A 26,963-nucleotide genomic window follows, 5' to 3' on the forward strand; every position below is an offset into this window, starting at 1 on the left:
ATTATTTTGCTCCTTTAGCTTCGCCGATGGAATGCAGACCCGTCGGGATGGTTCCGTTGATGAAGTAGTCGCCCACCGAGCGGGCCTTGAAAGCAACCGGATTGTGGGTGGCAACGGTTCGGGCGTTGCGCCAGTAGCGGTCCAAGGACTTGGAAGTGGAGACCGCCGAGGCGCCGGTGACGTCGAATAGTTCGCTGGTCGCATCCAGTATCAGTTTCGGGGTCGCAACGTGGGCCTGCTGCACGGCGAGCTCAGCGCGGATAAATGCGCTTTCCTCATCCAGTCCCAGTTCAGGGTCCAGTGCCGCGTCGAGGTCGCGGGCGGCCGAAACCACAATCGATTCAGCGGCGAACACGTTGGAGGCCAAACGACCCACAAGCTCCTGGATCTGCGGGTCATCCTTGAACAGCGCCCCGGAGCCGGTGTTGAAGGTGCGGGTGCGGGTTGCCACGATGTGTGCGGCTTCGTTGCGGGCGGCCTTGCCGATACCCACCAAAACCGAGAGCAGGCAGAGCTGGAAAAACGCCGGTTCCAGTGTCGAAGCGATCTTGCGCTGGATGATGTTCTCTTCTTCCACCGGAACATCGGTGAAGATTGCGGTGCCGGTACCGGTCAGCGGCTGGCCGAACCCGTCCCAGTCGTCGAGGATTTCAACCCCCTGGGAGTGGCGGTCAATCACCGCGTACTGGCGTCCATCAACACCGTCGGTTGTCGCCATGACAACCACCCAGTCGGCAAAGATGGAGCCTGTGGTGTAGTACTTTTCGCCGCGCAGCACCCATCCGGCATCCGTACGGATCAGTTTGGTGTTGGTGCTGCCCAGTGCATTGCCGCCGCGTTCGGTGGCGGCATTGCCAAAGATCTCACCGGCCAGCACCCGAGGGAACCAGCGGTCCTGGAATTCCTGGGGCTGAAGGGCAATGGTTTCGACAAAGGAGAAGTGGCTGCGCAACAGGTGCGCAACGTTTGAATCGGCGGCCGCAAGTTCAATCAGCAAACGAAACAGGTGCTCATGATTAACCGGGTGGCCGCCATGGGCCGCCGGGACACGCAGGGTGGTGAACCCGGCGTCTTTCAGCCACTGGACTTGTTCGAATGGCAAAACGCGGTTCTGTTCACGTTCCCGGGCGCCTTCGGCGATGCGCGCGAAAACGTCCGCGAATCGTTGGGACAGCTGCGCGTAGGCGGCTTCGCTGCCGTATGGTGCGGTGATGGTCTGGGTGGCGCCCAAGGCGTCGGTGCTCATAATATCTCTTTCGGAAATTCGTGAAACAAGTGGTTCGTCAAAGATCAGATACTGCGTGTATCAGCCAGTTCGCGCAGGACATGGCCGGGGTTCGCCGCCAGCAAGGTTCGGGTGTATTCGTGCTGCGGATCGGAGAAAACTTCGGCAACCGTCCCGGTTTCCACCAGCTGGCCTCCGCGCATCACACCGACCTGGTGGCTAATACGCTCAACCACGTGCAGATCATGGGAAATGAAGAGGTAGGTCAGGTTTTCCTCGCGTTGCAGTTTGTCCAGAAGTTCCAGGATCTGCTCCTGGGTCAACACATCCAGCGCGCTCAGCGCCTCGTCAAGCACCAGGATCTTGGCCCCGCTGGCCAGCGCGCGGGCAATCGCCACACGTTGGCGCTGGCCTCCGGAAAGTTCACCGGGTCGTTTGGCAGCCAGTTCCGGCGACAGGTTCACCTGCTCCATGAGCTCGGCGACCCGGGCACGCCGCCAGCTGGCGTCACCCAACCGGTAATTGACCATCGGCTCGGCAATAATCGATTCAACATGTTGCCGCGGGTCAAGCGCCGAGTCCGGGTTCTGGTACACAAGCTGGGCTTCGCGCCACAACGCGTAACGCTGTTTGCCTCCGATGTTGCTCACATCTGTGCCATTGACCGAGGCCTCTCCCCCGCTGGCTTCGAGCAGGCCCATAATGATTTTCGCGGTGGTGGATTTGCCCGACCCCGACTCTCCCACCAGGGAAAAAGTGGTTCCGCGGGCCACGTCGAAGGATACGGAAGACACCGCGGTATGCGCGTTGTTTCCCTTGCCGAAAACCTTGCTCAGGTTGTTGACGGAAATCGCGATGTCTTCGGTGCTCCGGGCTTCTTGCTGATTCGCCGTGGCATAGGCCTGATCCAGCAGTGCCTTGGTATACGGGTCGGTGCTTTCCGAGACCAGCTCCTTGACGCTGCGGTCTTCGAGAATGCGCCCGGAATTCATCACCAGCACACGGTCCGCGATATCGGTGGCCACCGCCAGGTCGTGGGTGACAAACAGGACCGTGGTCCCGTTTTTGCGGGCCAGCGACACAAAAATTTCCAGCACGGTTCGCTGCACGGTGACATCCAGCGCGCTGGTTGGCTCGTCGGCAATCAGCAGCTGCGGGTTCAGGGCAAAAGCGATGGCGATCAGCACACGCTGCTTCAGCCCGCCGGACAGCTCATGCGGGTACTGCGACAGCCGGCTTTCCGCGCGATCGATCCCCACGCTTTCCAGCAGTTCAATGGCCTTGGAACGCCACTGGCTTTTGGGAACCGAACGGCTTGGGTGCAGCCTGAAAACCTCGATAACCTGGGAGCCGATGGTTTTTACCGGGTCCAGGGACGCGCCTGGATCCTGCGGAACCAAACCAATACCGGCACCGCGGATCTTGCGCCACTGATGGACATCGAAGGTTGTCACTTCGGTGCCGCCAAAACGGATGCTGCCGGTGCTCTTGGTCCCCTGCGGAAGCAGCCCGATCAATGACTTGGTCAAGGTGGACTTGCCCGAACCGGACTCGCCGACGATGGCCACGATCTGGCCACCGGGGATCTCTAGATTGATGTTGTCCGCCGCGATGGTTCCCTGCGCGTATTCAACCCTCAGGTCTTCGATGCGGACCACCGGAGTAGCAGCGTTCTGTGAGGTATTCATGGGTTTCTCTGTTCGGCCTGGTAGCGGTGCTAGAAACGGAAGGTTTTGTTAATTGCGCGGCCAAGGGTGGCCATCAGCATCACCGCGGCAACGATGACTAAACCTGGCAGCGTGGTTAACCACCAGGCCACCGAGAGGTACTGCCTTCCTTCGGAGATCAGCAGACCCCACTCCGGGGTTGGCGGCGGCGAACCGAAGCCGAGGAATCCCAAACCGGAAATTGCCAGAATGGCTGCCCCGAGGTCAACCGCCAGCAAAGAGAGCACCGGGCCGATGACATGGGGAATGATGTGGCGGCGAAGAACAGTGAAGTACTTGCCGCCGCTCATGAGCGCGGCCTGCACAAAGTCCCTGGAACGCACGCGGAGAACCTCGGTGCGCACCAGCCGGGCGAAGGCCGCGATGGAGGCAATACCGACACCGATCCCCAAGGATAGCGGGCCCGGTTCGGTTGCGGTGACCAGGATCAGTGCGATCAGGAAGGCTGGAACTGCCAGGATCACATCCACCAACCGCATGGCCACGCTGTCTGCGAAACGTCCGGCGGTACCGGCAAGAAGTCCCAGGACCGATCCGATAATGCTGCCAATCAGGCAGGCAAGCCCGGCGGTGAGCAGAGTTTGCCTGGTCCCGTAGACAACACGGGAGAATACGTCACGGCCCAGGTGATCGGTGCCGAACAGGTGTTGCGCGCTCGGTCCCATCAGTTTGTCGGCAGGCACACCGGTGATCGGGTCATGGCCGGAGAAAAGTGCCGGGACGAATGCCCACGCAAGCATGATTGCCAGCGGAATCAATACCCACCACCGTGCCAGCCAGCGGCGTACCGTTGCGGCACCTGAGGACGAGTTTTTCGGCTTTTGCTGGGCGTTCGGGGACTCAACGGTCGTATCGACATTATCTGCCAGAAGACTCATGATCTTTTCTTTCCCTAGGCCGCAAGTGCACGGGGCGAACCCGAGCGGGCGGTGATAATGCGTGGGTCGAGCTTCGGATGGATGAGGTCAACCAGCAGGTTGACTCCGGTGAACACGATGGCCGTGAGCAGCACCAAACCCTGGACCAGCGGGATGTCTTGCACCGTCACTGCCTGGAGAATCAGCTGCCCGAGTCCGGCGCGGGCAAAAACTGTTTCGGTGATCACCGAACCAGCCAACAGGGTGCCAATGGTGATACCGGCGATCGACAGCGCCGCTGGTGCCGCGTTCTTCAAGGTGTGGCGGTAGAAGATCCAGGATTCACTGGCTCCCTTGGCCCGCAGCACATCCACAAATGGTTGGGTGTTCACTTCTTGCACACTCTTGATGAGCACCTGTGCAATGGGTGCGCTCAGGTGGACTGCCAAAACGAAGATCGGCACCGCGAGCGACAGGAAGGAATCATCCGGGAACAGCGACATCACCCCCAGCTGCACGGCCAACAACTGCAGCAGGACCAAACCCAGCCAGAAGACGGGAATTGAGACCATGAGCGGCGGCAGGTTCAGCAGGAGGTTGCGCAGCTTGGCGCTGCGGGCCAGGCTGGCTGCAGCGGTGAGCGCCACGGCGAAAACCACCGCAACCACGAATGCCGAGCCGGCCAGGATCAACGTTGAACCGACGATTTCGCCAATACGGGCGGATACCTCAGAGCCGCTGGATAGCGAGTATCCCAGATCCCCGCGCAGCAAACCGAACAGCTGGGTGAAGTACTGGGACAAAACCGGCTGGTCATATCCGTAGTACGCCTTCATCTGCGCGATGGTCGCCGGGTCAGCTGCCGAATCCGAGTTCAAGAAGATGGTCACCGGATCGTTGGGAAGCGACTGTACCGCGATGAACACAACGGTGTAGGCCAGCCAGATCACCAGCAGGGCCTGGCCAACACGCTTGGCTATGTATCCGCCCATGGCAATAACTCCTAGTTTTCGCTCTTCCAGGCGCCCTGGAAGATTGGTGCGGTGCCGGAGGTGAATTCAACGTGCGCCGAGTCGCTGGCACCGTACACCTGGACTTCGTCCCAGAGCACCAGGGTCAGCGCCTTGTCCAGGACCAGTGCACGCTGTTCTTCCTCGATCAGTTTCAGGTGTTCTTCTTCGCTGGTGGCCGCCTGCTCCTTGGCGAAGAGCTCGTTCAGCTCTTCGTCGGAGTTCAGTGTCTGGGTGTTGTTGGCCGGCGCGTAGACCGGGCCGAGGCCGCCAAGGGCGAACTGCCGGGTACCGAAGAACTCAATCTGGTCGTCAACCAGCGCATTCACCAGGAAGGTATTGTCGGCAGCGCGGTTGACCAGCTTCACGCCGAGGTCGCGCCACTGCTGCTCGATCAATTCGAATGCCGGCTTGATGACAACGGAGTTGTTCGAGCTGGCAACGGTGATTTCCAGCTTCTCTCCGTCTTTTTCGCGCACGCCGTCCGCCCCTACGGTCCAGCCCGCTTCGTCGAGCAGCTGCTTGGATTTCTCCGGGTTGTAGGCAAGATCTGCGGACAAATCAACAAATCCCGGCGCCTTGTGGTTCAAGATCGATCCGGCAATGACGTAGCTGTCCGAAAGCACGGTGTCCTTGATGGCCTGACGGTCGATTCCGACCTGGAGTGCTTGGCGAACCTTCGGGTCGGCAAGCTTGCCGGAGCCGATACGCACCGCTGCCTGGTTGGTTGTCAGGTCAACACCCTGAGCGGCGAATACCTGGCCGCCGTTGGCGGTGAGCACCTGCTCATCAACCGGCTGCAGGCCGCGGACCAGGTCGACCTGGCCTGACTGGGCGGCGCCGGCGCGGCTGGCAACTTCTGGCAGGTACTTGACCACGAGGGAATCAAGGTAGGCATCCCCCTGATTCGCTGCGGTTTCCGGGGCCCAGGCGTAGTCGTCACGGCTGGTGAAAACAACTTCTTCGTCCGGCTTTTCCGACTCGAAAACAAACGGTCCGGATCCGACGATCTTTGCAATCGCCGACTGTCCGGCGTTGTCCAGCTTCAACGTTGCCGGGGAAACCAGGCCGGCGGTGACCGAGGAGGTGGCACGCAGGAAGTTGGCGTCCGGACGCTTGAGCGTCACCTTGACCTGGTTATCGCCTACAACTTCAGCCGACTTGTATGCGCTGAAGTCCACGTTTGGTGCGATCTGAGCGGATTCGATGCCCAGACCCAGTGCATCAAGGTTAAGCTTGACCGCCTGCGCATCCAGTGCGGTGCCGTCAGAGAAGGTCACTCCGTCACGAATGGTGAAGGTGAACTCGGTCTGCTCGGTGTTTGCCTCAAAATCGTCGGCAATCCAGCCCACGAGCTTGCCGGACTCAACGTCATAGTAGGTCAGGCGGTCCAGGACCGAATTCAGCACGTTGGCCTTCTCGTAGAAACGAGCGGCCTGGGTCTGCCAGTTATTGATCGGGGTAACTTCGGCAAAGGTGAAGGTGCCGCCCTCTACCGGTTCACCGGCCGCCGCCGGCGAACCTTCTGCTGGGGTAGCAGAATCTGCATTGCCACCGCAGGCGGTCAGGGTTAGTCCCAATACGGCGGCCAGGGCCGCTGCTTTCAAGCTCAGGTGCGAAATACGCATCTTCGTGTGTTCCTCTCGGTATGTGACCCGAGGATTACGCATGAATACTCAACGATCCTTTGTTGAGGATCTGCGGGAAGGCATAGCTCCGCCCGCGAAGGACCGTTGTGGAATCTAGCAATCTCCATCGGTCCTGGCCTTAGCACCGCTCCCTGCTTCGGGTGGTTGCTGCGACGTCTGCGAGCCAGGTCTCTCAGTCGCTCTGGATGGTGTGGTGTTCGGCTAACCTGCCGAACAATTCAAGTGTGCAACCCATTGCGGGTGCCAGCCAAGCGTTACGTAAAGTCCGCGTCATGAAGTCATATTCCAAGCGATAACACGCCGTCATCACGTCACACTAGGTGTCACAGTTCGTCACAAGTCGTTTTGTGTCGCACTGAAGATTTTTCCCTTGCGCTAGTGGCTATCGATAGTCCTTAATGACCCGACTTTAAAGAAGACAGTCTCCAACACCAGTTCACAGAGAGTGGGTGCTGCGTCACAAACGCAAAAGTGAAGTTGAGTCCGCAAGCCACGGAAACCGGCAATTCGCTCTCGAAGACTATGCTCAGGTGACCCTGGACCAAGGGCGCATCGACTACCCCCGAATGCTCCTGCAAGTTATGGATCAGAAAATCGCTCGGTCAGCTTTCGGACATCAACCGCCCTACGGACCGCCCCGCGGTCCACGGCGTCCAGAGCTCGGGGAATCAGATTAGCCGTTGGCCTCCACCGAATGGGAGGCATTCGAGTATCCACGGATTCCCATAGGTGCCTGACCAAAAGAGGGACGACCTGATTCGTATGATTAACTAATCCCTACTACTTCCAATTTATCTTCGTCCCGAAAGTGCAGCTGTGTCCCACGAGCCTCTAAGTTTGCGTGAACGCAATCGTCAGCGCACTCGCACTGACATCCTCGTGGCAATGTCGCTGCTGCTCGGTCAGAAGTCCTTTGACAGCATCACCATTGAAGAGGTCGCTAAACACGCGGGGGTATCCCGTGGAACCGTTTATACGTATTTCCCTGATGGGCATGAGCAGCTGGTTCGTGAAGCCTACACTCGAATTGGCAACCTGCTAGATGCCGATGGTTCGGCACGCCGCGACCAGCAAGTTGGTGCCACGGCACGAATCATCGCTTTAGCTACTGCGCTGGTGGACATTGCGTCAACCCCGGAAGGTCGCTTTTACGCGCGCATCGGCACGGCCACGTTCGGCCCGCTCAGTGGCGTGACCGGTCAGGCCTCATCGCACTTCAAACAGATGCTGCTTGAAGATCTTCGTCAGGCACGCAACGACGGAACTCTGCCGGCCGACGCACCCGTTGAAGAAATCGCAGTTTTGGTCTCCGGGGCGCTGCGTGAAATTGCCTCCGTGACCGCGGAGCACCCAGAGCAGGCCGATGGTCTGCTGCGGGCCTTGCGACGCACCTGCAATGCACTGTTAACTGAAGCGAATTAACACTGTCGAAGAGCCAGGGCTACTCCGCGCCCAAGTCCGTCGCCATGCGCACGACCAGCGGAACGATTTCAGCGATCAAGAACTGGGCGGTCGCAGTTTCGGGGCGCGTCGCGGCCCATCCCAGGTAAGTGAAACCCCGCGCGAGCAAAAAGAGATCAAGCAATTGCTCTTCGTGTTGGCTCAGGTCCCGCTCGGTTCGGTACCCGCGTAACAAGGCTTCTCGGTAATCCGGGTACAACTCGTTCTCCACAAAGAAAAACAGCACGGTGGACAGGTCGAAGAGATACCATCCATCACCAAAATCATCGAAATCGATCACAACAAATTCATCGCCGGAAACCAAAACGTTTTCAGGGGTGAAGTCTGCGTGGATCACGCCGTAGACCGATGGCTCGGTCCCAAAAGCCTTGAACTGATCCCGCATGATTTCCCGTGCCCGCTGCAGCTGCCCTGTCGCGCCGGCATCTAGACCCGGCGCGCTGAGCGCGTCTCCCCACAGAGCGTCCGGACCAATAATCGCCTCGCAATCCCAAGGGACTCGGGGAAACTTTCCGGCCCCACCAAGACGTTCGGCAACATTATGCATGCGCGCCGCCAGCGCCCCCATGGTTTCAAAGTGCTCCGGCAACAACGGGCTCGCCTCTTCGGCTCCCTCGGTTTGGCCAAGCTGCCGGGAGTTTTCCAACCACCGCTGGGCATCAACAATCACTTCAGTTTCACCATCGCTGACGGTCACTGCACGGTGACCGTTTGCCGCTTCCACCAGGTGCACGACGGGGAAGCCCTCCCGAGACAGGAGATCGATGAAGTCAGACTCGGCCTTAACTTCTTCATGCGTTCGATAGCCCGGTCGGTGCAATCGCAGGGCAATGGAACCATCGGGAGTCTCCGCGCGAAACACGGTGTTTTCCCGCATTTTGACGAACTGAAGGTCAACGGTTTCCGGATCGTAGCCAAACTCCACGAGAGCAAGACGAGCAAGAACTACCGAATTTTCCCTAGTCAATAACACTTTAGACTCCTTTTTATTAGAATTCCTGAACACATTGTTCAAAAATTACTCACCGTGTACGATATTAGCTAAAGAGATCAGGATCACACAAGGACAAATAATGCAGCATTCAACTCAAAACGCCACCCCGGATCTTATTGCTCGTCGCAAAGCCGTGCTTGGAACCCACTCCCCCATGTTTTACAACGATCCGTTGGAACTGGTCAGTGGCAAAGGTGTGTGGCTACGCGCGGTCAATGGCCGACGTTTTCTCGACGCCTACAACAACGTGCCCCATGTTGGCCACGCCCACCCGGCTATCGCCAACGCGGTTTCGCAGCAGATGCGCAAGCTCTCCCTGAACACCCGCTACGTCAATAATCGCGTGGTCGACTACGCCGAAGCGCTGCTCGCAACGCTGCATCCAGACCTGGATCGAGTCTCCTTTGGCAACAGCGGTTCCGAAGCCAATGAGCTCGCCATCCGCCTCGCCAGATTCCGCAGCGGGAACACCGGACTGATTTTCAGCGACTACAGCTATCACGGCACCACACTCACGCTCGCGCAGGCCACTACAGGGCTGGCCACCAGCGAACCCATGGGTGAAAACGTGCGCACCATCCGCATCCCCGACGCGACCGGCCTCACGGAGCAGGAAGCCCAGCAACTGCTCGCCGAGGCACTCTCCGAGGTTGATACCGCGATCGCCTCCCTGCAAGAAGCGGGATTCGGTGTCGCCGCAACACTTTTTGATCCGTTGTTCTCCACCGAGGGACTGGTCAAGGTGCCACCGGGATACGTTGAGGGTCTGATCCAGCGTGTCCGGCAGGCCGGCGGACTCTACATTGCCGACGAGGTCCAATCCGGTTTCGGACGCGTCGGCAGATTCATGTGGGGGCACGAACTCTTCAACGTCACCCCGGACATTGTCACCATGGGCAAACCCATGGGCAACGGGCATCCCATCGGTGCCACCATCATGGGTCACGATCTTCTTGAAGACTTCGGCGCAGCCAACATGTTCTTTAATACCTTTGCCGGCAACCCGGTCTCCTCCGCGGCCGGGCATGCGGTCCTTGACGTCATGGCAGATGAAGGCCTGCGCGAACGCGCCACCGCCACCGGGGCCTTCCTCAAGAGTGAACTCACTCGCGAGCTGGCGGGAATCAGCCGCTTTGATGAGATACGCGGCGATGGCTTGTTCGCCGGCATGCGCTTCACCGACCCAGACACCGGGGAGGCGGACCCAACCACCGCCAAGCAGGTGGTGGAGGAAATGTACCACCAGGGTGTGCTCATCAGCCGTGTTGGGCGAAACGATGAAGTGCTCAAGATCCGCCCACCGCTGGCCTTCGAAGAACAGCATGCAGAAATCCTGATCAAAAAGCTGACAAAAATCATTCGGTCACTCTGAATGACCCCGCTGTTGCGCTTGAGTGCCTGCGCATTGTCATTGCGTGCACACCTCACGGTGAAGCCTTAAAACTTGGGTATGTGATGTGCTTCACTCTTTAGTAATTGAAGTCCTTGTGACCTTATAGCAAAGGAAGTCCCATGTCATCGTCTTCCAATGGACTGGCCAAAAACAAACTTGGCGTCGGTTCAATCGTCTTTTTGGTGCTCGCCGCGGTGGCACCCATGACCGTGCTGGTTGTTGTTCTCCCGCTGGCTATCGCCCTGGGCAACGGCGGCGGTATCCCCGTTGCCATCCTGCTGGTGGCGCTGGCGCTCCTGTTCTTCTCTGTAGGTTATGCACAAATCACCAAGGAACTGACCAACGCCGGCGGCTTCTACGCCATCGCAGTCAAGGGCCTTGGCAAAATCGCCGGCCTGATCACCGGCTTGATTGCCACCATTGGATACAACGCCTTCGTGGCTGGGGCTTTGGGAACCATCGGCTTTTTTGCCGGCATGGTCGCGGTGCCGGAATTGACCGGCGGAGCGGTCACCCTGGACTGGTTCTGGACCGGACTGGTGTTGTTTGTGGTGGTGTTCTTCCTGGCCCGCTCGGGTATTCACGTCAGTGCAGTGGTTCTCGGAGTCGCGCTGGTACTCGAAATCATCATGGTGTTCTCCTTTGGCATCGCGGTACTGGTTCGCACCGGCTTTGACGCAGCGATCTTCACGCCCGGAGTGATTACCGGAGGTTCATTGTGGATTGGCTTGCTGCTGGCGGCCACCGCGTTCATCGGGTTTGAAGCGACCTCCCTGTTCGGGGAGGAAGCCAAGAACCCGCAGCGCACCATCCCGCGGGCCACCTACACGGCCATTGTTGTTATCGGCCTCATGCACGCCTTCGCCGCCTGGGCGATCGTCAGCGCGGTGGGTGTGCAGCAGGCACAAGACAACGCCCTAGAGCACCTGGACGCCGGTGACATGTCGCTCGTTCTGATCAGCGATTACCTGGGCCCAGCTGGCCTGGTGATTGCCTTGATCCTCGTGGTGGTCAGCCTCTTCGCCGCCCAGTTGGCGTTCCACAATTCGGCCGGCCGTTACCTGTTCTCCCTGGGGCGTGCCCACGTCTTGCCTCACTGGCTGGCCAAAACCAACGACAAGGGCGTTCCCCAGCGTGCGCTGCTGGTGAACCTGATTTTCGGCCTTGCCATCGCGGCGGTTTTCCGCATCGTCTTCCCCGAAATTCCAGCCATCGCCACACTGGTTCCGGTGGGGCTCGGTTTTGCGACCCTGTCCATCATCATTGTGCAGGCAATCGCCGCACTGGCCGTGGTCTGCTACTTCCGCAAAAAACGTGACCCACGCTGGATTCGCACCTTTGTAGCTCCGGGCCTCGGTTTCATTGCCCTGGCGGTCTTCAGCATCATGGCCATTGTGAACTTCGGAATCGTTGCAGGTTCGGACGAGCCATACGTGCTGGCCCTGCCGTGGATCTTGGTGGCGGCCGTGGTGGGAGGCATCTTCTACGGCCTGTACCTGAAGTCCAACAAGCCAGAGGTCTACAACAACCTGTCCAATGACCTCGAAAAGTTCGACGAGGCGCTTGACGCCGAAACTTCTACCCACAGCGGCAAGGAATAGTGATGTCCGCAGACTCTGCCGTACTGAAATTACCGCAGCGTGTTGTGATTACCGGAGGCGCCACGGGGATCGGGTTGGCCTGCGCCAGGCTCTTTGCCAATCAGGGCAGCCACGTCGGCCTGATTTCCCGCTCCCACACCCGGTTGCAACAGGCCGCGACGCGGCTTCGCGGTGAGAACGATTCCCTGTCGGTAGCTACCGCGGCTGCCGATGTTGCAGATGATGCTCAGACCCGGGAGGCAATCGCCGCATTGGCCGACCATCTGGGCGGCATTGACGCACTGGTGCTGTGCGCCGGAATTGAAGGCGAAATGGGTGCTTCCATCGCCGAGGTTACGGCGGCCGGGTTCCGTGAAGTATTAGAGGTCAACGTCCTTGGCACGTTTAATGCGGTGCAGTCGGCCCTCCCCTTTCTGCAGAAGTCGACCGCCGGCACCGTGACGGTCATTGGTTCGGATTCCGGTTTTGTCGCGGTACCGGGCATGTTGGCCTACAACGCTTCAAAGGGAGCTGCCGTGCAGTTGGTTAGGGCGTTGGCCGTGGAGCTCTACGATGACTACGGAATCCGGGTCAACTCCGTGGCTCCGTCAATCGTCGATACTCCGATGGCACGGCGGGGCTTGGGTGATGCCGTCATGGATCATCCGGACTTCCCCTTGCAACAACCCGGTGATGTCGCCTGGTCCGTCGCCTATCTATCCAGCGCCCAAGCCCGCGCGGTTAACGGCCAAACCCTCTTGTCAGATTTCGGTTATACCGGACGTTCGTCCTTCCCAGCATAGGAGTGCACCTTGGCAACACCCAGCAGCATCACTGACATTTTCGTCAACGCACGTATTTACACCGGGGATGCCAGCAACCCGTGGGCCCAGGCCCTGGCGGTGTCCGGGAACAAACTCAGTGCAGTGGGAGATGAGGGAACTGTTCGCGAGTCAGCCCCGGCGAGCGCCGCGGTCCATGACTTGGGTGGCCGTTTCGTCATGCCGGGGCTGGTAGACGTCCACGCGCATCTGGGGCTTGGCGGACGCCAACAGGCCTTCGAACTGCCCGTGCTTCCCACCGATACCTTGGATGAAATCCTGGGCAAGGTACGTGCTTGGGCGGCGGATCTGGAAGATGGCCAATGGGTTGTGGGCGGCATTGTCGGCTCCACCGTCATGGATGACCTGGACGTTGACTCCCTGCGAGCGCTTGATGAGGCTTCGTTGGGCCACCCGGTGTTGTTGCGTGATGATTCGATGCATAACCGTTGGGTCAACACCCGTGCCCTGCAGATCATGGGTGTTGATGCCAGCACCCCGAATCCCGAGGGCGGCACCTACGTGCACAATGATGCAGGGGAACTGACCGGGGTGCTGTGGGAGCTGGCCGGTAGCCTTGCAGAGGAAGCCGTGGACGCATCCATCAGCGACCCGGCGGCCTACCGCACCACGGCCCTGCGCACGGCGGTAGCCACCATGAACTCCTTTGGCATTACCGCGGTGCAAGAAGCAGCCACCATGGATTACGCGCTGACTGGTCTGCATGATCTGGACAAGCGTGGAGAGCTGACCGCTCATGTGGTGGCCTCGATGCCGTCGCGCACGTTTATCGAGCCAGGAATTACCGGGGCGGAACTGTATGAGGTGGGAGAACAGCACCACAGCGAGCATGTACGCCCGAGCTTCTCCAAGTACGTCCTTGACGGGGTGCCGATGACCCGGACCAGCGCCATGTTGAACCCTTACCGCTGCACCGCCCATGACCACGACGCTGACTTCACCGGAGAATCCTTGTGGTCGCTTGAAGACCTCGTGAGCTCGCTGGATGACCTGGTGCAGCGCGGGTTGCATGCCAAGCTCCACGCCACCGGCGACGCGTCGGTGCGCACGGTGCTGGATGCGGTGGAGCAGATTCGCGCCATTCACGGCGACGCGCCGATCTTCCAGATCGCCCACCCCGAGTACATTGATGAATCGGATGTCCAACGCTTCGCAGACCTGGGTGTGGTCCCCGATGCCTCGCCGTATCTGTGGTTCCCCTCGGTCATTCAGCAGAGTATTGCCAAACAGATTCCCGCCGAGGTGTTTGACCGCTCCTGGGTCCTGAAGGACCTTGCGGCGGCCGGTGCTTTGGTCAGCGGAGGGTCGGATTGGCCGTGCGCGGCGCCTACCCCGGATCCGTGGACCGGCCTTGCCACCATGGTGACGCGCAGCAACCCAGATCCCGAAGTGGAGGGAGCATTGAACCCGGATCAGGCGTTGGACATTCACCAAGCGATCGCCGCCTTCACTCAAAACCCAGCCAAGGCCATGGGTTTGGAAGATGTCACCGGCACCCTGCGCGCCGGGTTGTCGGCAGACTTCATCGTTTTGGATCGAGACATTGTTGATTGTGATCCGGCAGAGGTCGCAGGCACCAAGGTACTTCATACGTACTTCGAAGGCACCGAGGTTTACGCGGCCGTCACAGTCTAGTTGGCACTCACCAGTACAGGCTGGCTACTGATGGAGATCTGACCTTTGGGTCATGGTCACATCAGAAGTCCAGCTTGTTGGTGATTCTTTATGTTTTCGCATGGGCCACGCGTTCACTACCCTTCAACAACAGGTGATGGCGATTCGTGCCTGAATCAGCCAAAACGATGCCCGGAACTTCCGTTGCGACGCAATTTTCGGATGCTCCGGGCGTCATTGATACTGGCTTTAAGCGCAGATAGCATACCCCTGCCATCTCGCCCGCGGAGCGGGTGCTTTGGTTCGTTCCGCCTAGCCCGTTACGTTGTTAGCAGTTTCCTCACCGGAGGATGAGGGGAGCTGTCCGCCTGTCCCATCTTCTCGGTGCGGATTGCTCACTGGAATGGTGATCACGACTATGCCACTAGAGCTGTCTCGTCCCACGGTCCCTCCGACAAGCAGAAGCTCGGTGACAGGCTCCATACCGGCTTAGCCACCATGGAGCCTGATGAACAGCCAGCGAGGAGACCTACGTAACCGGCATTGTTTGTGGTCCTACGCTCTACGGCCCCTACGTAGGGTCTTTCTTGAAGCAGAAGTTTTCTAGAGATTCACAGGCAGTGGGTAAAAAGGACCCCCGCAGGGCGCTTCAGTGAGAGGCGGCGGGGGGACTGGTATTCACTACCCTAACGGAGGAATCCGACAGAAAACAATGACACCGAAACCGGTTGTTAGCTGTCGGAGACCTTGGTCAGGACACCTTGAACCAACGGGTCTTCGGTTGTCTCCAAATACTCCTGCAGGCGTGGATCAGAGAATACTTCGATCAGTTTCTTGGCATCGGCGGTTTCTGCGAATTCAGAGGCCATGATCAACCGCGACGCGAAGGTCTTAGGCGGCTCCGGGAACAAGATTCCCTTGTCCCGGCCAATCTTTCCGGCGTCAAACTGCGACACGTAGCCAATCGCAACATCGACGTCGTCCAGCATCCGAGGCATGGCCAACAGGTCAGCTTCCTTCAGCACGAATCCGCGGGGGTTCTCAACCACATCAGACATTTTTGCGGTTCGCGGTTCAATCTCCGGATCCAGTTTCAGGAATCCTTCGCGCTGCAACAACCACAGTGCCTGGCCTTGATTCGCCACGTCGTTAGGGAGCAGCAGTGTTGCGCCCTTGGGCAGAGCATCCACCGAGTCGTACCTGGTCGAGTACATGCCGAAACCCCATTGGTAGAGCTCCACGGTGGGTGTTAATTCCACGCCTGCAGCTTCTGCGGACTGTTCCATGTACCACTGGTGTTCAAAAATGGTGGCATCAAATTGGCCGCTGGCCACCGCCTGGTTCGCCTGGATCGGGTCTTGAAGACCGATCTTCTCGATCTCCACACCGTAGTCCGGGGCGATACTCTCAGCGACGTAGTCGAGGATCTTTTCTTCACCTGCCATGGCCGGTTCAAAATGAACCACGAACTTTGTTTGGGTTCCTTCGGCGGCCGCTACCGCCGGTGAGGTTCGTTGCTGTCCAAGCAGCACCCCCAGGACAACCGCGAGGATCGTAGCGATCGCCGCAATACTCCAAGGCAGCAGATTTCGGCTCTTGCGCAAGGTAAAACCATGGTCGTGGCCTGAATATGTTGAAGTCATTTTCTGTACTCGTTCGTGTTGATGCGATTACGGCCGTGCCAGTGCATGCGCAATGCGGTCGCCGAGGAATTGGACAATTTGAACCGTCAGGATCAGGGCCACGATCGTTGCCAGCATGACGTTCATATCAAACCGCTGGTACCCGTAGGTCACCGCGAGATAACCGATACCCCCGGCGCCGATGGTTCCAGCAATGGCCGAATATTCGATCATGGAAATCGTGTTGAGCGTGATCGCTGAGGCCAGCGCGGGCAGCGCTTCCCTGATCTGGGTTGCTCCGATGATCTGCGTTGGGGAGCCTCCGGTTACCAAACCCACCGCGAGGTTCTCCTTTGGCAGGTCGTTAAGCGCGTTCTGCACCAACCGTGCGAAAAAGGGAATGCCGGCGATGGTCATCGGTACCGCTGCGGCGGCAATGCCGATGGTGGTTCCGGTGATCCATTTGGTAAACGGGATGATGGCTGCCATCAGAACTAGGAAGGGCAGCGAACGTCCCATGTTCGCAATCCAGCTGAGAACTGCGTGCACCTTGGGTCGCGGGAACAGTCCGTGCCGGTCCGTGTTGTAGAGCGCAACACCCATCAGCCCACCGACGCTGATCACCAGGGCCATAACAATTCCCACCATGGCCCAGGTTTGACCGTAGGCCGGCAGGAGCAGGGCGAGTAGTTCATTCCACGGGGTATCCGTGCCAACTGCCGCGCTTTCGAATGGGAACCTCATACGGCAACCTCTTCACGTTCGTGTTCCTGGACCGTGGCCCGCAGACCCCATCCGGCCAGAATCTGGGTGACCTGCTCCGCTCCGGCGCCCTCGACCCCAATGCTGATACGTCCCAGCGTTCCGTCATGGTGCGCCTCGACTGAACCGCCAAGCAAGGCAACACGAATTCCGTGCTCAATACCCAGTCTGGAAATCCAAGCTGGATCAACACGGTCGTTGAGGTAGGCGACGGTCATTGAGTAGGCGAAGCCCTGCGGCAATTTTTCCGCACGCAACGGCAACAGTTTTGAACCGGTCTCGGAACCGGGGTTGGCAACCAGTTCGTGAAGCTGTCCGTACTCGGCGATGCGGCCGCCATCGAGTTGCGCAACGTTGTCCGCGACATGGCGGACAACGTCCATCTCATGGGTGATCAGGATGATTGCCAGACCGAGATCGGTACGCAACGAATCAAGCAGTTCAAGCACTTGTTGTGTTGATTCCGGGTCCAAACCAGAGGTCGATTCGTCGGACAGCAGCAACCGCGGCCGCAGTGCCAGCGCACGAGCAATTCCGACACGTTGCCGTTGGCCGCCAGAGAGCTGGCCGGGGTACGAATTTGCGCGGTCAAGCAGTCCAACACGATCCAGCAGTTCAGCTACTCGGTCGGTCATCTCACCGTGTACCACGCCGAGATTTCGCAGGGGAAGCGCAACGTTTTCTGCAACGGTCATCCGCCGCAGCAGGGCCGAGTTCTGGAAGATTGTCCCAATTGCGCGGCGCTCAGCGCGTAGGCTCTTGCCCGACAAGGACGTCAGGTTCTTGCCATCAATTAGAATCTGGCCGCTGCTTGGTTTCTCCAGCAGAGAGATGCAGTGCGAGAGTGTCGATTTCCCGGCGCCGGAGGGCCCGACGACGGCGGTAATGGAACCGGCGTCAACACTCAGATCGATACCCTTGAGAACTTCAACCCGCCCCTGGGCTGAGTCGTAGTGTTTATGGAGATCCCTGATCTCAATCATGAGATTTTCCCTCCGTGATAGTACGAGTACATGCTCTCCCCTGGTGATTACACCTAGAAGCTCTATCAACAAACTGAACTGTGCACGGACGAAGCCGCGCACGGGCCAGAGTCATTGTGAATGCTCCATCGGTCCTGGCCTTAGCACCGGCCCCGCGGGGTGGTTGCTGCGACGTCTTCGAGCCAGATCTCTCGGTCGCTCTGGATGGTGTGGTGTTCTGCTTTATCGCTTGAACTCTTCAAGTCTGTAACTTGCGTCTGATCAGTCGCAAGAGTTACGTAGTAACTTCGTCATGTTGCTACTTTGCAGACCTCTTTAGCCTGAAAATACGTAATACTTTCCGTCACGAAAGGACATGTGTCGTTAAAAGAAGCCGAGGGTACGGCTGTACTTGGCGACAAGCGTGAATATCGTCTAGGTCCTTAAATGTAGGAAGCCCCAGCGAATCGCTGGGGCTGATCATAAATTCCTACTCGCGGGAGGCAGAGGCGGTGGGTTTCGCGTCATCTGCTTCGTCGTCTTCGTCTTCGTAGACGTACTCGTATCTCCGACTTCGGACCACCGCGACAATTACGACCGCGATGATGATCAGCAGCAGGATTCCAACCCATCCGGCTGGGAAGGTCCAGAACGTGCCATTCACGACTACCGGCTCTCCGGGAACCGAATCAATGCCTTCCGGGGTCAGCGTGACTTCATACTGCTGCCAGATCAGTGGCCACAGCCCGGGAACTTGCGATGCGAGATCCACGGTGGCACCGGGAAGCATCTCTTCAAGCGCAATAGTTTGAGTACTGCTGCCCAAACCGAACAAGCCTGAAATCTTGACCGTGTAGTTCCCGCGCGCACGCAGGGTTCCGTCGTTGGTAACCTGAGCCGCAAAATCCGCCGAGACCGGCGCGAAAGGATTCCAGGCGATAGGTGCGCTGAGATCAACGTTATCCATGCCCAGGGCCATGGTTCCTTCGCCGCCAACACGCACCGCCAACTGTGTTGCCAGTCGCTGGTCAACGGCAACCGCGGCTCCCGAACTGGAGTCGATGTAGGAAGAAATCATGCCGCCAACGTAGTCACCGGGTTGCGCGTCCTCGGGAATGCTCAGCGTAAAATCGACTTCCGTTTCTTCACCGGCGGCCAGGGTAACGGTGGATTCATCCGCTTTCAGCCAAGCTCCGATGTTTTGCGATGGTTCCGAAGCTGGCAAGAGTTCGAGTGCACCATTGGCCGAGGTCTGTCCGTCGGCACCGTACACCGAGAGTTCCAACGGATTAACACCATAGTTGGTGATCTGAAAACTATCTTCGACGCTATCCCCCGGATCAAGCTCATAGGAAAAACTTGAACGATCCTCATCGCCGCCGGGGTTGATCCCCCACGAAATGTCATCGGCTTGGGCTGCCGGCACAGCAACGGTAGCCGTGGCAACAAGCGCAGCGCAGGCGGCGCCCATCATGAGCCGTGCGGCTTTAGAACGGGAGACTGGGCGGTTCGAAAACATGTTTTCCTTGCGGGGTAAAGCGGTGTGGTCGTCGCAGTCAAACTGTCAACGTGAAAGTGATACGGTGTCCGGCCAACCGTCGGTTGGCCGGACACCGCTAGGTACTACTGCCTGATGTTACTTCTGGATAGCGGTAACGGTCAGGGTCGAGGTGTAGTCACCGGCAGGAGCGTCGGTCGGTGCCAGCAGGTGCACACCGGTGTTCAGCTTTGCGGTGGAGGCGCCGGTAGCCGAAGCCATGGTCGAGGTTGCCGACAGGCCGTTGGTGCTACCTGGAACTACGTAAGCACCAAGGGTTACACCGGTACCAGTTGTTGTGCCGCTTGGTGCCCAACCCAGGCCGTTGCCACCGAAGGTATTAGCGCCGTCCTTGAAGTCGGTGGTCTTACCGGTAACGGTCCAACCCTTCGAGTTTTCACGGTTATCGCTCACAGTGATCTCTGGCAAGGTGCCGCTGGCAACAAAACCAATCGACTGCTGAGCAGCGGTACCCAAGCTCAGGCTATTGCCTGCGATGTTCCACTTGAATTCCTTTTCTTCTGGCTCAACCGGCTTCGTAGGAACGTTCACGTCAAGCGTTACGTCCTCGGACTCGGCGACCTGAGGAGTCTCCGGAAGCTCTGGATCTACTGGCACGGTGAAATCAGCTACCCATGCCACGTTCAGCTCGGTGGTTGGCTTACGCGCATCAGCAGCACCACCGGAGGAGAACCAGTACGACTGGGTTCCGGTTTTGCCCTGGAACTCAACGAAGTCAGCTGGGAACGAGCCCCAAATCCCAGCTGGCTTTTGCTGGGCGACGCTGGATGGAGCCGCCACTTCAAGGTATTCAGGGGTTGAGTTAAACCCTGCTTCCGTCAGCTCGACACCCTTCAGGTTAGCAAGAGTGATCTCTTCGCCTGGGATCTCAATCCACTTGCTGGTGTCATTCATATCAGCCTGGTAGCCCGAAGCGGTAGCCTTCAGCGTTGCCGTGCCATCTTCTGCGACGGTCAGAACCGGGTTGGTAGCGGACCAGTAGGTCATGCCGCTGTAGAACACCGAGGTGAAGGAACCGGTCCATGAAACAGTTGCCTCACCAGTTTCCGGATCAACGCTGCCGGTACCGTTGCTCAGCACAACCTTGTTGTTGCTGACCTTCTGGTTAGCACCGGTGCCGGTGGTGACTGCCGAACCGTCACCGGTCTGGCACTTGGTATCCCAATCTGGGGTCATGGTGCCGCCGTTTGGGCCGTCCTTGATGATGCTGACGTTGCCTTCAGAAGCCTTGTAGAAGCCATCGGCCTTGGTCCAGACGCGGCTGGAGCCACTGTTCCCGGCCACACCGGCCGAGAGGAAGTTGCAGGTGCCTGGTGCGAAGCCTGCGGCGCCGCTTTCAGCGTTGAACCCCCAAGTAAGCGTGACTCCGTCGATTGACTGCTCAGCGGCCTGAGCCGGAGCAGCAACTACTGCCATCGACACGGCAACGCCAGCGGCGGCAGCCAGTGCCAATGATTTACGAACTTTGGTCATGCCGTTCTTTCCTACGGACATTTCCCCTCCGAGTGATTTGTAGAATGGAGTCGGACCCTGGCGGGTTCCGACGGTGATGTGTATCAGATTGACCCCGGAAACGTTTTTGTTCCCGGATCGGTTAGTTGCTGACCCTTACTTTTTCGAGGAGAAGGGCCAGACGAGCCAGCCGTGGCGGAATCCAACCCATGCCACGCTGCCCAACGCCAGCAAACCCGCCAGGGACCACAACAATGGTTCCTTATAATCCTTGACGCGTTCTAGGGCTTCTGGAATAAGTGACTTCCCCACCCAGTTGATCGCACTGGTCGTCAAAGCCATTGGTTCGAGGAGAGTTGTTCCCACCCCTGGTAGTACTGCACTCGCCGGCAAAACCGATTCGAGCGCTTGTTGCACCAGCTGTTGTACCGGCGAACCGGCGCTGGCTGCCCCGGGGGTCACGTTGTTCGTGCCTCCGGAATTCTCTGGATCCTGCGTCACCGCACCGGTTCCGCCGTCAGTGTGATCCTCGTCGGCGGACTCCTCCTCGGTGGACGTTTTTGGCGGAATCGGTGTAGCGATCACCGAATTCTCCTGTGTGTAGTTGATATACACGTCGGTTGCCACCTTGCGCACGTCGGCCGCACCACCGGATGAGTACCAGTACGAGCCCTGACCTGTTGACTGGTTGTATTCCACCCAGTCTTCGGGGAACGAACCCCACCAGGACTGCTCACGCGACTGGGCTGGCTCAACACCGTCAATTTCGACTCCCTTATAGGCAGGAGTTGTCACGATGCCGTTTTTCCCGAGGCTGACCTTGGGCAGCTCCGCCATCACGATGGTTTTACTTTCCAGCTTGTTCCACTTGGTGGTGTCGATGCGGTCTGCGGCGTACCCACTGGCCGTTGCGGTCAGGGTACCCTTGCCGCCGGACACCTTAAGCACCGGGTCAGAAAGAGACCAGTACGTCAGTCCCCCGTAGAACACCAGGGAGAAAGAGCCCTTCCAGGAAATTTCTGCGGTGCCCTTCGCCGCGTCCACCTTGCCGACACCCTTGTCGATCACAACCTGAGCCCCGGTACCCGTTTCGGTCAACAGCGTGCCAACGTTGCGGCCATTTGCATCAAGGCACTTGTTCTCCCATGATGCATCTGCCCACTTGCCGGCTGCATTGGGTTTCTCAATCCGGGTATTCCCATCCGAGGTCTTATACAAACCATCGGACTGCTTCCAGACCTTGCTCGCGCCCGCGTCTGCCGCCACACCAGCGGAAAGGAAGTTGCAATCTCCGGAGAAGGAGCCGGCGTTGGACTCAACGTTGACGCCCCAGCGGAACTGGGCATCCTTGACTTCAAAGGCATCTGCCTGAGGGATGGTGACCTTCAGGTCAATGTCTTTGCTTCCACCGGTATCCGCGACGGCCAGCTGCGGAGCCAACAGCATGCTGGCGCCGAGGACCGGCACAGCCATCACTGAAAGAAGCTTGCGCCGAAAACTCATGCTCGCTCCTTGTCAAAACTCTGTTCGAGTCGGTCAAGGGCAGTGGTCTCCAGATGATCGTCCGTGTCCGGGTCTTGCGGCACGGCGGCGCTGGCCTCCATGGTCTTTTCAACACGTGGCTTGCGGTTCGCCGGGCGCCGACGTTTCTGCACGGGACGCTTGACCTTGCGTTTACCGGATGCCGCGGCACCGGTTGCCGCAGCGGCCTTGCGGCGGCTTTGCATGATCCCTGAGATCAGCGAGCTGATAATCAAAACCACCAGCAGCGCGCCAGCGACAACAACCGCAATCAGGGCCCAGCGGATCGGCTGCTGATTCTCAGGTGTTGCGCTGGCCAGTGCCTGCGCATCGGCCATCACGCTGAATTCAGCTTCAACCGAGGTGCCGGAGCCGGCGCCGGTCAACTTGATCTTGTGGGTTCCGGCTACGGTGTCTGCAGGAATCTGGACGGTTCCAGCGATTTCGCCGAATTCGCCGGCAACGACCGGACCTGCAGCACTCAAACCCGAGGACAAGGTGGCGACTACCTGCTCACCGGCGGCAAATCCGCGGCCGGTGAATCCCAGGGAACGCCCTGCAATCACGGTGCCCTGTTCAAGGCCCAGGGTGGGATCCCCGCTGGTCACTGCCTCGCGTGGGCCGGTTGCTCCGGTTGACTGCTCGGTAGTCCCCTGTTCGGTGGTTCCCTGTTCAGTGGTCTGCTCGCCGTTCTGGGCGGCATCCCCTGACTGCTGGGTGCCCTGCTGGTTCTCGGTACCGGTCGCACCGTTGGCCTGGGCAGGCGCCTGCTGGGCCGGAGCGGTAGTGGTCGAATTCTGCGTGGTCGAAGAGTCCTTGGTGGTTTCTTTCTGCGTCTGGGCACCGCTGGAAGCGGCGCCGAAACTCACCGGCGTGAACGCTTCATTGGCACCGTTGACCACACCGTGGGCACCAAAGGTGATGATGCCGCAGGTAACTTCCCGGCAATCGATATTTTTGGTTCCACCCGACGCCGTGGCAGCGCTAAAAGTCGGGCCCGGAATCACCATGGTGGTGCTGAAGGTTCCGTTGGCGGCAATCGTTCCGCCGTTGGCGCTGTCCGCGGTGCTTGAACCGGGGAAGGCGACAAATCGCTGGTATCCCTTGTTGCTTTTGGTTTGCGAGTCGGCGATGTAGAAGAAGTCTTTCCCGCTGGTGCCGCCCTTGCTGGGCTTCCAGCCGGAACTGCTGGAAATGTAGCCGAAAACGACATAGATGCCGCCAAAACCGTTTTTGACCGATTGGAAGCCTGAGCCTTTGACGGTGACAGTGGTTGCACCACTGGCGGACGCTTTGCCCGAACCTTCACTGGAAGTAACGCTCAATGATCCCGCGGCGTGAACCGGAGGAGCCGCAAAAATCCCAAAACTCAGCATCAGCGCAACCGCTAACGCGATCAGCAGTCCTGTGAGACGACGCCCCAGTCCCAACGCACGTTGGTTTATTCCGCTCTGAGAGCTCATATCAGTTCTCCTTCTCGGAAACGTTGGGTACTAAGGTGGGAGCGCAGTGGAATGATAACCAAACCTCCGTGGTCCGGATGTTCAAAAACGCTGACCGGGTAGCGGTAGACGTTTTCCAGATTTTCTGCGGTCAGCACGTCTTGGGCATTGCCTGAAGCAACAACTCGGCCGGCGTCAAGCAACACCACACGGTCTGCGTATGCGGCAGCCAGGGAGAGATCATGCAGGACAACCACCGCGGTAACTCCCGCGGTAGTCCGTGATCGTACGGTGCTCATCAGCTGTTCTTGGTGGCGAATATCCATGGCGGCGGTCGGCTCGTCAAGGAACAACACCTTGGTTTCCTGCGCCAGCGCCCTACCGAAGGAAATCCGTGCCTTCTCGCCACCGGAGAGGGTTTGCACCGGGCGGGAAGTGAGTGACTGGGATTCGGTGGCTACCACCGCTGCGGCGATCACTTCCTCATCCCGGTCTTCTTCTTCCGTTCCAGCCCATGGCGCACGGCCCATACGGATCACGTCTTCACCGTTGAAGGCAAAAGACACACGTGATTCTTGGGTCTGCACGGCTCGCACCTGAGCCAGGTCCTTAGCCGAGCGATGGCGAATATCTTGCCCATCAAGCAGAATTTGACCCGACTCGAGTGGCTCATCACCGCACAGTGCGGAGAGCAGGGTGGATTTTCCGGCTCCATTGGGACCGACCAAGGCCACCACTTCACCGGGGTAGAGCTCCAGATTCACCGAATCAAGAATCGGCCGACCGCCCAAGGACAGGCTGGCGTTGATCACCTGCATGATTGGCTGAGGCATCAGGACCAGCCTCCAGCCCCGCGACGGGTGCGGCGAATCAGCCAGAAGAAGAACGGGCCACCCACCAGGGCGGTGAGCATGCCGATCGGCAGGTCCGCATTCGGCACCAGGGTGCGCGCCACGGTGTCGGCGATCAGCAGAAGCAACGCTCCGCCAAGGATTGACGCGGGCAAAAGCAATCGGTGTCCCGGGCCCAGTGCCATACGAAGGATGTGCGGTACCACCAGTCCCACAAAACCAATCACGCCGGCGAAGGCCACGGCGGCAGAGGTTAGGAAGGCCACGATGACAATCACTTCCTTGCGCAACCGCTCCACGTTCACCCCGAGGTGTCGTGCGGGGCGTTCGCCCAAGGCAAGCAGGTCCAGCTTTCGGGTCTGGGTCATGGCCAAGGCGATACCGATCAAGGTAATCGGACCGGCGCTGAGCACGTTGTTCCACATGGTGCCGTTCAGCGAACCGAGCTGCCAGAAGATAATTTCCTCGCGGGCCGAAGTATCCGACAGGAAGGTCATCAAGGCAATCGATGCGCCGGCAATCGCGTTGATGGCGACACCGGTGAGCACCAGGGTCACCACTTCGGTACGTCCGCCATGCCTCGCGGTGAGATACACCAGCGCGGTCGCCAAAAGCCCGCCAACAAATGCGGCGATGATGGTGGTCCAGTTGCCGAAGATGCTCAGGCCGAAAGCGATCGAGGTGCAGGCGAATGCCGCGGCACCCGAGGAAACACCCACCACGCTGGGTTCGGCCAGCGGGTTGCCGAACACACCTTGCATCAGCACACCGCCGGCGGCCAACGCTGCGCCAACGATGATTGCCATCACCACACGCGGGAAGCGGATCGTCCACAGTGCTTGCTCGGCAAACTGATGTTCCGGAAGGGTTCCCCAGTCCAGCCCCACTCGGTGGGCGATGCTGGCAAGAATTTCTGAGACGCTGATCTGCATCTGGCCGACTCCGGCACTGATCAGAGCCATCACGATCACCGCGATGCCCAGTGCGCTGAGCACCAAGACGTTTCGTGTGCGCGAGCTTGAGTTTGCCTTGAACTCTGCCGGATTCGGCATCCCGCCATCAATTTTCACATCGGCGGTTTCAAGGCGCAGCGGGGCGTTCTGCGTTGCGGTCATGGCTGCGACCCGGCTTCTGGCGCGTAAACCGCGACCGACATCGCTTCGAGTACCGCGGCGGAGTTGGGGCCGAAGCTCAGCAAGGCTGAGTCGTCCATGTCGACAATTCGGTGGTTTTTGCCGGCCGGGGTGAGTTCAATGGCTGGAACAGAGTCCGCGATCCCCTCAACTCCGCCAACCGATTCCAAACCCTTGGTCATCATGATGATCAGGTCCGGTTCGGCCTTGATCATGGCTTCATCGGTCATCGGTTTCATTCCGTTCCAACCGATTTCTTCAGCCACGTCGATACCGCCGAGTGAGGTGATCAGTGAATCCGCACCGGATCCCTCACCGAAGATGTAGTAGATTCCGGACTGGCCGCGTGCGTAGAGCATCAGCATGCGCAGGCGTCGATCGCCCTCGGGTGCGATGTCAGAGATCTGCGCGGTGATTTTGGCGATCTCTTCTTCGGTACGTTCGGCCAGTTTTTTGCCCTCTTCGGGCACCCCCAGTGCCGTAGCGATCTGCTCGATCATTTCGGCGGAGGTTTCCAGGCTGCGTTCGGCATCCAGCACAACAACCGGGATTCCGGCCTGGCGCATCTGCTCAATAACGTCCCATGGGCCCAAGGAGGTGTCGGTGATGATCACCGAGGGGGCGAGCTGCAAGATGGCTTCGGCGTTCAACTCGTGCCCGTTCTGGGTTACCAGCGGGAGCTCCTGGGCCTCTTCAAAGGTGGTCGAGGTGTCTCGGCCAATGACGTTGTCGCCCAGTCCGAGGTCGAAAACGACTCGCGAGGACGTCCCGTACAGGTCGATCGGCAAGATCCGCGAAATGTCGGTGACGGTGACCTGGTTGTCCTGCGCATCAACGATGCTTGCTGGCAGTTTGGGTTCTGGTCGTTTGGCTACGGGATCAATGTCTGCACCGGTGAGAACGGCAGTCGAAGGTCCTTCATAGGATTTCGGATCGTCAAGAATTTGAACCGAGGACAGTGCCTTGCCGCTGCCGTCAACGGAGTTCTTGGCATCGCCACTTCCACACGCCGTCAGGACTAGCAGACCCACCAGGGTCAGGGCAGTCAGCTTCAAGCGGCCAGAGTTATTTTGCTTGCGAGACACAGAAATCCTAGATGCGAGAGTGTTTAGCACACAGGCAGCATTCCCACATGCGTCCCGTGTACTTAGGTTAAGTTCACCTAAGCACTAGATCCTAGCTTAAAGAACTAATGCATATCGCAATAAATCTTTTTTTCAGTCTCTCGACGCGCACTTATTCGCATATGAACCCATACCCTATTGATCTCCGAGCACGCGAAAAGTGAGAGCTTGAAGTCGAAATATT

Annotated in this window: 21 protein-coding genes and 2 riboswitches; of the genes, 5 read left to right on the forward strand and 16 right to left on the reverse strand. The window is 58.9% G+C overall.

The window, feature by feature from the left end; translation table 11 throughout:
* Position 1 precedes the first annotated feature (1 nt).
* The 5 genes from ACIOWL_RS11620 to ACIOWL_RS11640 are packed head-to-tail and all read right to left on the reverse strand — an operon-like array spanning position 2 to position 6,447.
* Entirely contained in the window at positions 2-1,246 is a 1,245-nt protein-coding gene (locus ACIOWL_RS11620) for an acyl-CoA dehydrogenase family protein (RefSeq protein ID WP_400384946.1), read from the reverse strand.
* Between the two features lie 44 nt (positions 1,247-1,290).
* Positions 1,291-2,913 carry an ABC transporter ATP-binding protein gene (locus ACIOWL_RS11625; protein ID WP_400384949.1) on the reverse strand — a complete coding sequence of 541 codons (1,623 nt, stop codon included), beginning with the start codon at positions 2,911-2,913 and terminating at the stop codon, positions 1,291-1,293.
* A gap of 29 nt (positions 2,914-2,942) precedes the next feature.
* Entirely contained in the window at positions 2,943-3,830 is an 888-nt protein-coding gene (locus ACIOWL_RS11630) for an ABC transporter permease (protein ID WP_400384952.1), read from the reverse strand.
* Between the two features lie 14 nt (positions 3,831-3,844).
* The gene (locus ACIOWL_RS11635; RefSeq protein ID WP_400384955.1) at positions 3,845-4,801 is read right to left on the reverse strand and encodes an ABC transporter permease; all 957 of its coding nucleotides are present in this window, start codon (positions 4,799-4,801) and stop codon (positions 3,845-3,847) included.
* A gap of 11 nt (positions 4,802-4,812) precedes the next feature.
* Entirely contained in the window at positions 4,813-6,447 is a 1,635-nt protein-coding gene (locus ACIOWL_RS11640; RefSeq protein ID WP_400384958.1) for an ABC transporter substrate-binding protein, read from the reverse strand.
* 121 nt (positions 6,448-6,568) lie between these two features.
* Positions 6,569-6,660, reverse strand: a riboswitch (SAM riboswitch).
* Positions 6,661-7,305: 645 nt separating this feature from the next.
* Between ACIOWL_RS11640 and ACIOWL_RS11645 the strand changes: the two genes are divergently transcribed.
* Positions 7,306-7,890 carry a TetR/AcrR family transcriptional regulator gene (locus tag ACIOWL_RS11645; protein ID WP_400384961.1) on the forward strand — a complete coding sequence of 195 codons (585 nt, stop codon included), beginning with the start codon at positions 7,306-7,308 and terminating at the stop codon, positions 7,888-7,890.
* 19 nt (positions 7,891-7,909) lie between these two features.
* Here the strand turns inward: ACIOWL_RS11645 and ACIOWL_RS11650 are convergent, their stop codons facing one another.
* Entirely contained in the window at positions 7,910-8,935 is a 1,026-nt protein-coding gene (locus tag ACIOWL_RS11650; protein ID WP_400385128.1) for a phosphotransferase enzyme family protein, read from the reverse strand.
* A 67-nt stretch (positions 8,936-9,002) separates the two neighbouring features.
* On the opposite strand from ACIOWL_RS11650, the gene ACIOWL_RS11655 reads away from it, so the two are divergent.
* From ACIOWL_RS11655 to ACIOWL_RS11670, 4 genes are all read left to right on the forward strand, one after another.
* Positions 9,003-10,295 carry an aspartate aminotransferase family protein gene (locus tag ACIOWL_RS11655; RefSeq protein WP_400384964.1) on the forward strand — a complete coding sequence of 431 codons (1,293 nt, stop codon included), beginning with the start codon at positions 9,003-9,005 and terminating at the stop codon, positions 10,293-10,295.
* 140 nt (positions 10,296-10,435) lie between these two features.
* Positions 10,436-11,917 (forward strand): APC family permease, encoded by a 1,482-nt coding sequence (locus tag ACIOWL_RS11660; protein ID WP_400384967.1) that lies wholly within the window; start codon positions 10,436-10,438, stop codon positions 11,915-11,917.
* Between the two features lie 2 nt (positions 11,918-11,919).
* Positions 11,920-12,699, forward strand: coding sequence for an SDR family NAD(P)-dependent oxidoreductase (locus ACIOWL_RS11665; RefSeq protein ID WP_400384970.1), 780 nt, complete (start codon positions 11,920-11,922; stop codon positions 12,697-12,699).
* A 9-nt stretch (positions 12,700-12,708) separates the two neighbouring features.
* Entirely contained in the window at positions 12,709-14,373 is a 1,665-nt protein-coding gene (locus tag ACIOWL_RS11670) for an amidohydrolase (protein ID WP_400384973.1), read from the forward strand.
* A 710-nt stretch (positions 14,374-15,083) separates the two neighbouring features.
* Here the strand turns inward: ACIOWL_RS11670 and ACIOWL_RS11675 are convergent.
* The 10 genes from ACIOWL_RS11675 to ACIOWL_RS11720 form a co-directional block, all read right to left on the reverse strand.
* Positions 15,084-15,995, reverse strand: coding sequence for a MetQ/NlpA family ABC transporter substrate-binding protein (locus tag ACIOWL_RS11675; protein ID WP_400384976.1), 912 nt, complete (start codon positions 15,993-15,995; stop codon positions 15,084-15,086).
* Positions 15,996-16,022: 27 nt separating this feature from the next.
* Complete coding sequence (locus ACIOWL_RS11680) at positions 16,023-16,718, reverse strand: methionine ABC transporter permease (protein ID WP_400384979.1); 696 nt, start codon at positions 16,716-16,718, stop codon at positions 16,023-16,025.
* Positions 16,715-17,719, reverse strand: a complete 1,005-nt coding sequence (locus ACIOWL_RS11685) for a methionine ABC transporter ATP-binding protein (RefSeq protein WP_400384982.1) — start codon at positions 17,717-17,719, stop codon at positions 16,715-16,717. The genes ACIOWL_RS11680 and ACIOWL_RS11685 overlap by 4 nt, the downstream gene beginning before the upstream one ends.
* A gap of 122 nt (positions 17,720-17,841) precedes the next feature.
* A riboswitch (SAM riboswitch) is annotated at positions 17,842-17,930 on the reverse strand.
* Positions 17,931-18,188: 258 nt separating this feature from the next.
* The gene (locus ACIOWL_RS11690; protein WP_400384985.1) at positions 18,189-19,217 is read right to left on the reverse strand and encodes a WxL protein peptidoglycan domain-containing protein; all 1,029 of its coding nucleotides are present in this window, start codon (positions 19,215-19,217) and stop codon (positions 18,189-18,191) included.
* A 117-nt stretch (positions 19,218-19,334) separates the two neighbouring features.
* Positions 19,335-20,729 carry a hypothetical protein gene (locus tag ACIOWL_RS11695; RefSeq protein ID WP_400384988.1) on the reverse strand — a complete coding sequence of 465 codons (1,395 nt, stop codon included), beginning with the start codon at positions 20,727-20,729 and terminating at the stop codon, positions 19,335-19,337.
* 135 nt (positions 20,730-20,864) lie between these two features.
* Entirely contained in the window at positions 20,865-22,211 is a 1,347-nt protein-coding gene (locus tag ACIOWL_RS11700) for a hypothetical protein (protein ID WP_400384991.1), read from the reverse strand.
* Entirely contained in the window at positions 22,208-23,692 is a 1,485-nt protein-coding gene (locus tag ACIOWL_RS11705; RefSeq protein WP_400384994.1) for a hypothetical protein, read from the reverse strand. The genes ACIOWL_RS11700 and ACIOWL_RS11705 overlap by 4 nt, the downstream gene beginning before the upstream one ends.
* Positions 23,689-24,504, reverse strand: coding sequence for a heme ABC transporter ATP-binding protein (locus ACIOWL_RS11710; RefSeq protein ID WP_400384996.1), 816 nt, complete (start codon positions 24,502-24,504; stop codon positions 23,689-23,691). The genes ACIOWL_RS11705 and ACIOWL_RS11710 overlap by 4 nt, the downstream gene beginning before the upstream one ends.
* Entirely contained in the window at positions 24,504-25,574 is a 1,071-nt protein-coding gene (locus ACIOWL_RS11715) for a FecCD family ABC transporter permease (protein ID WP_400385130.1), read from the reverse strand. Before ACIOWL_RS11715 ends, ACIOWL_RS11710 begins: the two co-directional genes overlap by 1 nt.
* Before the next feature lie 59 nt (positions 25,575-25,633).
* Positions 25,634-26,740 carry a hemin ABC transporter substrate-binding protein gene (locus ACIOWL_RS11720; RefSeq protein WP_400384998.1) on the reverse strand — a complete coding sequence of 369 codons (1,107 nt, stop codon included), beginning with the start codon at positions 26,738-26,740 and terminating at the stop codon, positions 25,634-25,636.
* Between the last annotated feature and the right edge of the window lie 223 nt (positions 26,741-26,963).

It is taken from the genome of Glutamicibacter sp. NPDC087344 (genome assembly GCF_044744225.1).
GTDB lineage: Bacteria > Actinomycetota > Actinomycetes > Actinomycetales > Micrococcaceae > Glutamicibacter.

Excerpts from the sequence above, each read along its gene's own strand:
- ACIOWL_RS11640 (WP_400384958.1), bottom strand. The coding sequence starts at position 6,447 with ATGCGTATTTCGCACCTGAGCTTGAAAGCAGCGGCCCTGGCCGCCGTA.
- ACIOWL_RS11710 (WP_400384996.1), bottom strand. The coding sequence starts at position 24,504 with ATGCCTCAGCCAATCATGCAGGTGATCAACGCCAGCCTGTCCTTGGGC.
- ACIOWL_RS11625 (WP_400384949.1), bottom strand. The coding sequence starts at position 2,913 with ATGAATACCTCACAGAACGCTGCTACTCCGGTGGTCCGCATCGAAGAC.
- ACIOWL_RS11665 (WP_400384970.1), top strand. The coding sequence starts at position 11,920 with ATGTCCGCAGACTCTGCCGTACTGAAATTACCGCAGCGTGTTGTGATT.
- ACIOWL_RS11655 (WP_400384964.1), top strand. The coding sequence starts at position 9,003 with ATGCAGCATTCAACTCAAAACGCCACCCCGGATCTTATTGCTCGTCGC.
- ACIOWL_RS11630 (WP_400384952.1), bottom strand. The coding sequence starts at position 3,830 with ATGAGTCTTCTGGCAGATAATGTCGATACGACCGTTGAGTCCCCGAAC.
- ACIOWL_RS11660 (WP_400384967.1), top strand. The coding sequence starts at position 10,436 with ATGTCATCGTCTTCCAATGGACTGGCCAAAAACAAACTTGGCGTCGGT.
- ACIOWL_RS11620 (WP_400384946.1), bottom strand. The coding sequence starts at position 1,246 with ATGAGCACCGACGCCTTGGGCGCCACCCAGACCATCACCGCACCATAC.
- ACIOWL_RS11635 (WP_400384955.1), bottom strand. The coding sequence starts at position 4,801 with ATGGGCGGATACATAGCCAAGCGTGTTGGCCAGGCCCTGCTGGTGATC.
- ACIOWL_RS11715 (WP_400385130.1), bottom strand. The coding sequence starts at position 25,574 with ATGCCGAATCCGGCAGAGTTCAAGGCAAACTCAAGCTCGCGCACACGA.
- ACIOWL_RS11685 (WP_400384982.1), bottom strand. The coding sequence starts at position 17,719 with ATGATTGAGATCAGGGATCTCCATAAACACTACGACTCAGCCCAGGGG.
- ACIOWL_RS11700 (WP_400384991.1), bottom strand. The coding sequence starts at position 22,211 with ATGAGTTTTCGGCGCAAGCTTCTTTCAGTGATGGCTGTGCCGGTCCTC.
- ACIOWL_RS11695 (WP_400384988.1), bottom strand. The coding sequence starts at position 20,729 with ATGACCAAAGTTCGTAAATCATTGGCACTGGCTGCCGCCGCTGGCGTT.
- ACIOWL_RS11690 (WP_400384985.1), bottom strand. The coding sequence starts at position 19,217 with ATGTTTTCGAACCGCCCAGTCTCCCGTTCTAAAGCCGCACGGCTCATG.
- ACIOWL_RS11705 (WP_400384994.1), bottom strand. The coding sequence starts at position 23,692 with ATGAGCTCTCAGAGCGGAATAAACCAACGTGCGTTGGGACTGGGGCGT.
- ACIOWL_RS11675 (WP_400384976.1), bottom strand. The coding sequence starts at position 15,995 with ATGACTTCAACATATTCAGGCCACGACCATGGTTTTACCTTGCGCAAG.
- ACIOWL_RS11680 (WP_400384979.1), bottom strand. The coding sequence starts at position 16,718 with ATGAGGTTCCCATTCGAAAGCGCGGCAGTTGGCACGGATACCCCGTGG.